The sequence below is a fragment of the Streptomyces sp. NPDC059668 genome (assembly GCF_042734135.1).
GTDB lineage: Bacteria > Actinomycetota > Actinomycetes > Streptomycetales > Streptomycetaceae > Streptomyces.
Map to the genome: position 1 here is coordinate 1 of NZ_JBHWEL010000106.1, position 6,205 is coordinate 6,205.

The 6,205-nt window shown below is 66.9% G+C and carries 6 protein-coding genes and 1 pseudogene; 4 read left to right on the forward strand and 3 right to left on the reverse strand.

All coding sequences use genetic code 11. From position 1 onward, the window contains the following. The first annotated feature begins 155 nt into the window (after positions 1 to 155). Together ACFV2J_RS39685 and ACFV2J_RS39690 are read left to right on the forward strand one after the other, a co-directional pair. The gene (locus tag ACFV2J_RS39685; RefSeq protein ID WP_385443330.1) at positions 156 to 422 is read left to right on the forward strand and encodes a winged helix-turn-helix domain-containing protein; all 267 of its coding nucleotides are present in this window, start codon (positions 156 to 158) and stop codon (positions 420 to 422) included. A 110-nt stretch (positions 423 to 532) separates the two neighbouring features. Further along, on the forward strand, positions 533 to 961 hold the full coding sequence (locus tag ACFV2J_RS39690; protein WP_385085504.1) for a transposase: 429 nt from the start codon (positions 533 to 535) through the stop codon (positions 959 to 961). Between the two features lie 24 nt (positions 962 to 985). On the opposite strand, the gene ACFV2J_RS39695 is transcribed toward ACFV2J_RS39690, so the two are convergent. Continuing rightward, complete coding sequence (locus ACFV2J_RS39695) at positions 986 to 1,447, reverse strand: DUF4279 domain-containing protein (RefSeq protein WP_385085506.1); 462 nt, start codon at positions 1,445 to 1,447, stop codon at positions 986 to 988. Between the two features lie 227 nt (positions 1,448 to 1,674). Here ACFV2J_RS39695 and ACFV2J_RS39700 point away from each other — a divergent pair, with 227 nt between their 5' ends. Continuing rightward, complete coding sequence (locus ACFV2J_RS39700; protein ID WP_385085508.1) at positions 1,675 to 2,226, forward strand: hypothetical protein; 552 nt, start codon at positions 1,675 to 1,677, stop codon at positions 2,224 to 2,226. A gap of 342 nt (positions 2,227 to 2,568) precedes the next feature. Further along, a complete protein-coding gene (locus ACFV2J_RS39705; protein ID WP_385085510.1) occupies positions 2,569 to 3,411 on the forward strand; it encodes a transposase in 843 nt (280 codons plus the stop codon). Positions 3,412 to 4,423: 1,012 nt separating this feature from the next. On the opposite strand, the gene ACFV2J_RS39710 is transcribed toward ACFV2J_RS39705, so the two are convergent. Beyond that, positions 4,424 to 5,272 (reverse strand): transglycosylase family protein, encoded by an 849-nt coding sequence (locus tag ACFV2J_RS39710; protein WP_385085512.1) that lies wholly within the window; start codon positions 5,270 to 5,272, stop codon positions 4,424 to 4,426. Between the two features lie 601 nt (positions 5,273 to 5,873). Further along, a pseudogene (locus ACFV2J_RS39715) lies at positions 5,874 to 6,032 on the reverse strand (IS3 family transposase); the annotation flags it as partial. Positions 6,033 to 6,205 lie beyond the last annotated feature (173 nt).

A 6,205-nucleotide genomic window follows, 5' to 3' on the forward strand; every position in this document is an offset into this window, starting at 1 on the left:
CACGATCCACGGTCGCGACTGACGTTTCCCCACGACGAGACCAACGAGCAGGCAAGCCAACAGTCACATGACCAACAGCTTTTGTTAGAGCCAGTAAGGGGTCACCGGGCAGACCTCGGCTCAGTGAAGTCCAGATCGCCAAGCTGGAGCGGGAGTTGGAGCGTGGACTGCTGGCTCATGGCTGGGTGGACCAACGGTGGTTGCCGGCGTGGATCAAGACGCTGATCGGCCGGCTCTTCCATGTCTCCTACACGGTCGAGGGCACCTGGCGGCTGCTGAAGAGACACGGCTGGAGCTGGCAGCAGCCCACCGGGCGGGCAATCGAGCGCGACGAGGACGTGGGCGAGGTGTGGAAGAAGGAGACCTGGCCGCGGGTAAGAGCACCAGGCGGAGCGTGGGTCCTGGATCGTCTTCGAGGATGAGGCCGGGCGGTCGATGACTCCGCCGCGAGCCAGGACCTGGGGCCGGTTCGGTCAGACCCCGGTCGTGCGGGTGAGGGGGCCGAGGTTCTGGACGGGTGTCGATGGCGGGTATGACCTGCTACAAGTCGGGCGAGCGGTCCCGGCTGATCTACACGATCCGCGAGTACCGTGGGCGCAAGGACGAACCGAAGGGCTTCTGCCGGCGCGACGTCCGCGACCTGATCGTCCGCGCCCGCATCCAGCTCGGCGGCCCAATCGTGCTGGTCTGGGACAAGGTCCGTCTGCATCTGACAGCTGGAATGCGGAAGTTCATAGAAGCGAACGCCGAGTGGCTCACCGTGTTCCAGCTGCCCACCTACGCACCTGACCTCAACCCGCAAGAGGGTGCCTGGTCGCTGCTCAAGCGCGACGTTGGCAACCTCGCCGCAGCCGACCTCAGCCAGATCACCCGGTCTGTGCAGCGTCGGCTGAAGCAGATCCAGTGTCGCCCGGACCTCGTTGACGGCTGCCTCACCGGAACCGGGCTCACGCTCGCCTGAGCGCCCGAGATGGCCCGCCGATCTTCATGCGGACGCGTCGGTCGTGGTTGGTTCGGGCGGATAGAGGTCGAGCACGATGTCCAACCCGAGCGCACCGACCTCGGCGAGCAGAGGAGCAGGCAGGACACAGCCTCCCTGACCATTCTCGCTGCCGAAGCCCAGACGCAGCTCCAGATCGCAGTCGGTCGACAGGCTGGCCAGCTCCTCGCGATGCCCGTCAACGAGTGTGACCAGCACCCGTACATGGTCCGTGAGGTCGGAGTCATCAGGAAGTCCGCTTCGTCTGAGCCAGACACTGGTCTCCCGTCGGGCACTGGTCGGGTTGCGGGGACTCATCAGGCTGTCCCGCTCGAACTGCTGGTCGGCCGGGATCCCCAGGCGACCCGAGATCTCGCCGACAGTGACCGTGCGGCTCGTGATCCGGATCGACCCAGCCGACCACTTCGTGACCGGCGCGGCCGGCTCCATACTCAGGTCCTCTGGCACGTCGTCACGATCGCAGGACAGCCGACGGGACGCGAACCCATTTCCGCAGGCCTCAGACGCCGGTGGAAGCCGACGCAGCCGACATCACGAGTTCAGGTTCAGTAGCTACCGGCTGTGCGGCGTGGTCACCCTCTCAGCAATTCGGCCGTGACTGCGAGAGTGACTCACCGGACAGTAAGTAGTAGATTTCCTGACCCGATTCCCAAGGGTGGAGCAGGGCTGCCCGAATGAACACCATGAAAGAAGCAGGTGCCGTGACGAGGATCAGAAGACGCCCCAAGGTGGTGCTGGCCGTTACAGCGCAGGCAGGGCTGGTGGGAGCTCAGGTACTACTCCAGGGAGGCATGTCTGTTACCGGCTTGTTGATGACGCGCCTGATGTTGCTGGCTCCCACGTTGCTCGGCCTGTACGTGACGTGGCGGCTGTTCCTGAACCCCTACGTGTCGTTCGGGCAGGATCGCTTCCGCGTGAACAATCTGTTTACGTACTACCTTGTCCCCTACCACTCGATCACGGCGCTGGAGGGGCGGACTGCCCTCACCCTTGTCGTGTCGGGGTACGGTCGCCTGCCGGTGGCCGCACTCGACGCCGCTCCGCTGACGGGCAAGGCCAAGCGGGACGCCGTCGCGCAGGAGCTGCTGCGTCGCCGCGACGCCGCCGTGCCAAGGGCTGGGCATGGCTTCGAGAAGCGCAGCACGATCGGGCTCCCGGAGTGGCTCGGACCTGTCACTTCCCTCGCGCTCCTGCTTGTGGGCAGCTTGGCGTCGAGCTTCGTATAACGCGCCCCGCTTCTGGCGCTGCAGGCACTCTAGGGGCACGCCCCGGCGCCATGGCTTGCGCCCCCAGCACCCACTACTCGCCTCAACTCCCATCCCGTCCGTCGTCGACCCGCACGCATGCGGAGCGGGCGTGGTTCATGGCGTCCAGGTTGAGCGCGCCACTGTACGAACGACTGCGAGGATTGATCACAACACCGATCGGTGGTCTGATCCACCGAACGATTCACGCTGTAGCTGTCCTTTCCAGGAATCGTCGACCGGCTGGGCGGTGCCGCTCTGCACGCGGCCGGTCGAGCGCCTGTGACCTCATAGGAGCCCGGCAAGGGTCTCACCGAGGTATCAGTGGTCGATGTCGATCGCCCTGACCGCAAGGCCCGGAGGGTCAGCGGCAAGTCCGACCCCGTCGATGCCTACGCCACCGCGACCGCCGTCCTGTCCGGTCGCGCCCACGGCCAGCCCAAGACCCGCGACGGCATCGTCGAGGCCATCCGGTCCCAGCGGGTGGTCCGCCGCTCGGCCATCAAATCCCGCACCCAGACGATCAACCAGATCCGCACGCTCATCGCCTCCGCCCCCGCCGAGGTCCGGGAATACCTGCGCGGTCTGCCCACCCACCAGTTGGTTGCGCAGCTGGCCCGCTCTCGTCCCAGCACGGCCCTCGCCAACCCAACCTGCGCAGTGCGGACCGCACTGCGGCGCCTGGCCCGCCGCTACCAACACCTCACCCAGGAGATAGCCGAGGCCGACGGCGAACTTGACCACCCGGTCGCGCAGGCAGCTCCCCGGTTGGTGGATTTGATCGGTGTAGGCACCGAGACGGCCGCCCAACTTCTGATCACCGCAGGCGACAATCCCGGCCGACTGAAGTCCGAAGCTTCCTTCGCGCACCTCTGCGGGGCAGCACCCATCTCCGCCAGTTCCGGACGAACCGATCGCCACCGCCTCAACCGCGGCGGCGACCGCCAGGCCGATGGACGGACCCGCCAGTCGAGGCCCGAGTACCAGTCCCGTCCCACGATGCAGCCGTCGTACGCGGGGATGTACGGGAGTTGGCGTAAGCCCCGCCGGACTACGGTGATCAACTCGTGCGGGGCGTTGAACGCACGGTCTGCGGTGGCGCGCCGCAGCACCGACCGGATGCTCTCAACCGGGTCGAGGTTCAGTGCGTCGGGCGGCAGTTGGTAGACCGTGCGCCCGTTGAGGCGCGAGCAACTGGCGGACGAAGCCTTCGCCCGGGAAAATGCGTTGTATGAATGAGACACAGGCAGAGGTGTCCGCGGTGCCCGCCGGTGTGTTCGGTCCACGTCGCCGTTCTCGCTGCCTGGAAGGTGGTGTTGAGCCCAGCGGCGCATGCCGGAGCATGCTTCGAACGCGGTCTCCTCGCGAAGCGGCCGAACGTGGCGGGCGCGATGAGTGAAAGACGCGTACGGGGGCGGTCTTGGCCGCGAGAGGACTGCGGCTATGCTGTGCTCAGGGTGGACACTGTCGAGGACCAAGCGTGGATGTCGCAGCCAGAAGCCGCCCGCCACCTGGGCGTCAGCTTCGTCCGAGTTGGGATGCTCATCGCCAATGGTCGCCTGACGCCAGCGGAAAACCCAGCTGGCCAGGCCGGAGTCACAACCGCCAGCGTCCAGGCCGAGGAAGCCTGGCGTGTGACCGCGACACGGAGGGCGAAGTCCGCCCGCCTCCTCATAGACACGATCCAATGGTTCTGATCATTGGTCCACAAACCCTGAACATACACCGCCTCCTGCTGAGGTTGGGGTCTGCGCATGGGACCGACGGGGGATAGCTTCCGCGGCCGCTGTGCCTTCGTGAGGAGAGCGCTGGTCAAGCGTCCGTGGCTGGTCGTGGACCGGGGCCTTCTCGCAGCTGTGGCGATTGCCGGCTGGAAGATCGTGCCGCAACCGTGGAGCGCGACCTTGACCAAACACACCGGGGCCCCGGCCGATCTTCGGCATGGCCGTCACCAAAAGCCGTGCGAGAGAGAGCCGTCCTGTCGGATGACACGGCGGCCATGCCTGTCCAACTGCTTGATTTCGACAGTGATCCAGCACTAGCCGCCCAGTCACTACTTCGCCGCCGCGCGGCAGTTCCGCGATGGCGCCCTCATCGGTGCGCTCAAGCCCGACAGGGTGCCCGCCATGTGGAAAGGCTTGGGATCTTCCACAGCGGACCGGAGCGCCAACTTCCCCTGCTATTGGGCGATTTCGGGCGTGTCTGCGATACTCCGACCCGGAATGAGGAGGCCGAAGCCACTGTCGACCGAGCCCGTGTCCACCTGGGCCAGGCCACCCCATCCATCCCCGAAGCCAAAGGCGTCGTTCCCGCTGACCTGTGCGACATCCTCGGTGTCGGAGGCGTCAACCTCGGGGCTCGCGGCATGACGCCCCGTGGAGTTGCCGGTCCGACTGTCGGCCGTACTCTCCACCACACCCTCACCGCGGTGTCGCCCGAGCCCAGAACTCGACGATCCGGTCTGGGTCGAAGTGGCCTCTTTCTGTCCCGACTTGGGTGATTCGTTGCCGGTCGCTGTTCCCGAGCCGTCGGAGCTCTGCGAAGCGCTGGCCGTGGCGGCGCTGCCAGCTGCGTCGGAGGAGTCGCTCGAGCCGGACGAATCGCTCGAAGGAGACGCGCCGGGCGAGGTCGCCAGGCCGGACGGGATGTACGAATCGGAGTTGCCGCCAGCGCCCGACGAGTCTCCGGCCACGCCCGTATCGACGCTGACCCCGCCGGAGTCCTTGGTGAGCCCCGCGAGCGGCCCGCACGCCGGCCAGGCCGCGAGGCCCTTGTCAGCGAGTACCTTCTCCGCGACGGCTATCTGCTGCGAGCGGCTGGCCTGGTCGGCCGTCGGGGCATATTCAAGGCCGCCGTGCGCCTCCCAGTTGTCCTGGTCGAGCTGGAGGCCGCCGTAGTACCCGTTGCCTGCATTGGCGCTCCACGCGCCACCGCTCTCGCACTGTGCCACCCGGTCCCAGGTGGTCCCGTCGGCCGCGTTCGCGCTCGCCGCGGCGAGCAGCGGGATGACGATGGCCGATCCGGTCACTCCTGCGGCGACGATGAGAGCCGGAGCCTGGCGAGGGCGACGGTGACGGCCGTTCCCGGAGAGCATGCGGGAGCCTTTCGAGCGACAGCAGGGAGCACGGCGGCTCCTGCCGAGTGAGTGCGCAGGTGCCGTGTTGATGGGTGAAGGTAGTCACACACGAGCGCTGGTTACAAGTCGATGCAGTACCGATCACGCGAAGATCACAGACTTGACGGAGCGTCACTTTCCGATAGCTCCAAAGGCGTCCTTCCGGTACGCGGAATCACCGCTTCGGCGCGACCGTCGAAGGGTCGCCAATGCTCCGATCGTGTCCCATTTGACCTGGGCGAACTCCACTGGAAGTGGACGTAATCCGGACATTGTGGGCCCTGCGTACTAGCTCAAATCGGTCGAATCTCTGGCGAGTTGGAGGCAGGGAAGGCAGCTGAAGAGCGTACCGAGCACGGTCTGCCCCTCCAGCCGGGCGAGAGGCGTACCCAGGCGGTAATGGACGCTGGCTGTAGCCCGAGTGCTGAAGATCACGTCACGCGAGATCGAACGCGTGCGGCCGCTCGAAGGGCTCGCAGTCGCGGTCTGCAGCTCGAGGGCCACGAGCACGGGGGCCGATCGCGCGCGGCGAGCGAATGTCGATGACCATGGCGGGATACAGCCAGTCCGATCCGACGGCGGCGCACGTGATGCCGCGGCACCACTTGGTGTTGAGCGTGCCCGCCGTGAAGTCACGCATCACCAGGTCCGGCACAGGCGGGGCCACCTTGTTACGAGGGCGCACGCATCCGCGCCGTCCGCTGCGGCCAGCAAACCGACAAGGACGGCGGATCGTCAGCACGCAGGGGGGGGGGGGGGGGCGGGGGGAGGGGAGGCAGACCCGCCCGCTGGGGGGCGGGGGGGGGGGGGGTGGGGGGAGTGGGGGATGGGGTGTGTGAGCGAGCG

What these genes read in the sequence shown, in the direction of transcription:
- ACFV2J_RS39700 (WP_385085508.1), top strand. Translation starts at nt 1,675, where the DNA reads ATGAACACCATGAAAGAAGCAGGTGCCGTGACGAGGATCAGAAGACGC.
- ACFV2J_RS39690 (WP_385085504.1), top strand. Translation starts at nt 533, where the DNA reads ATGACCTGCTACAAGTCGGGCGAGCGGTCCCGGCTGATCTACACGATC.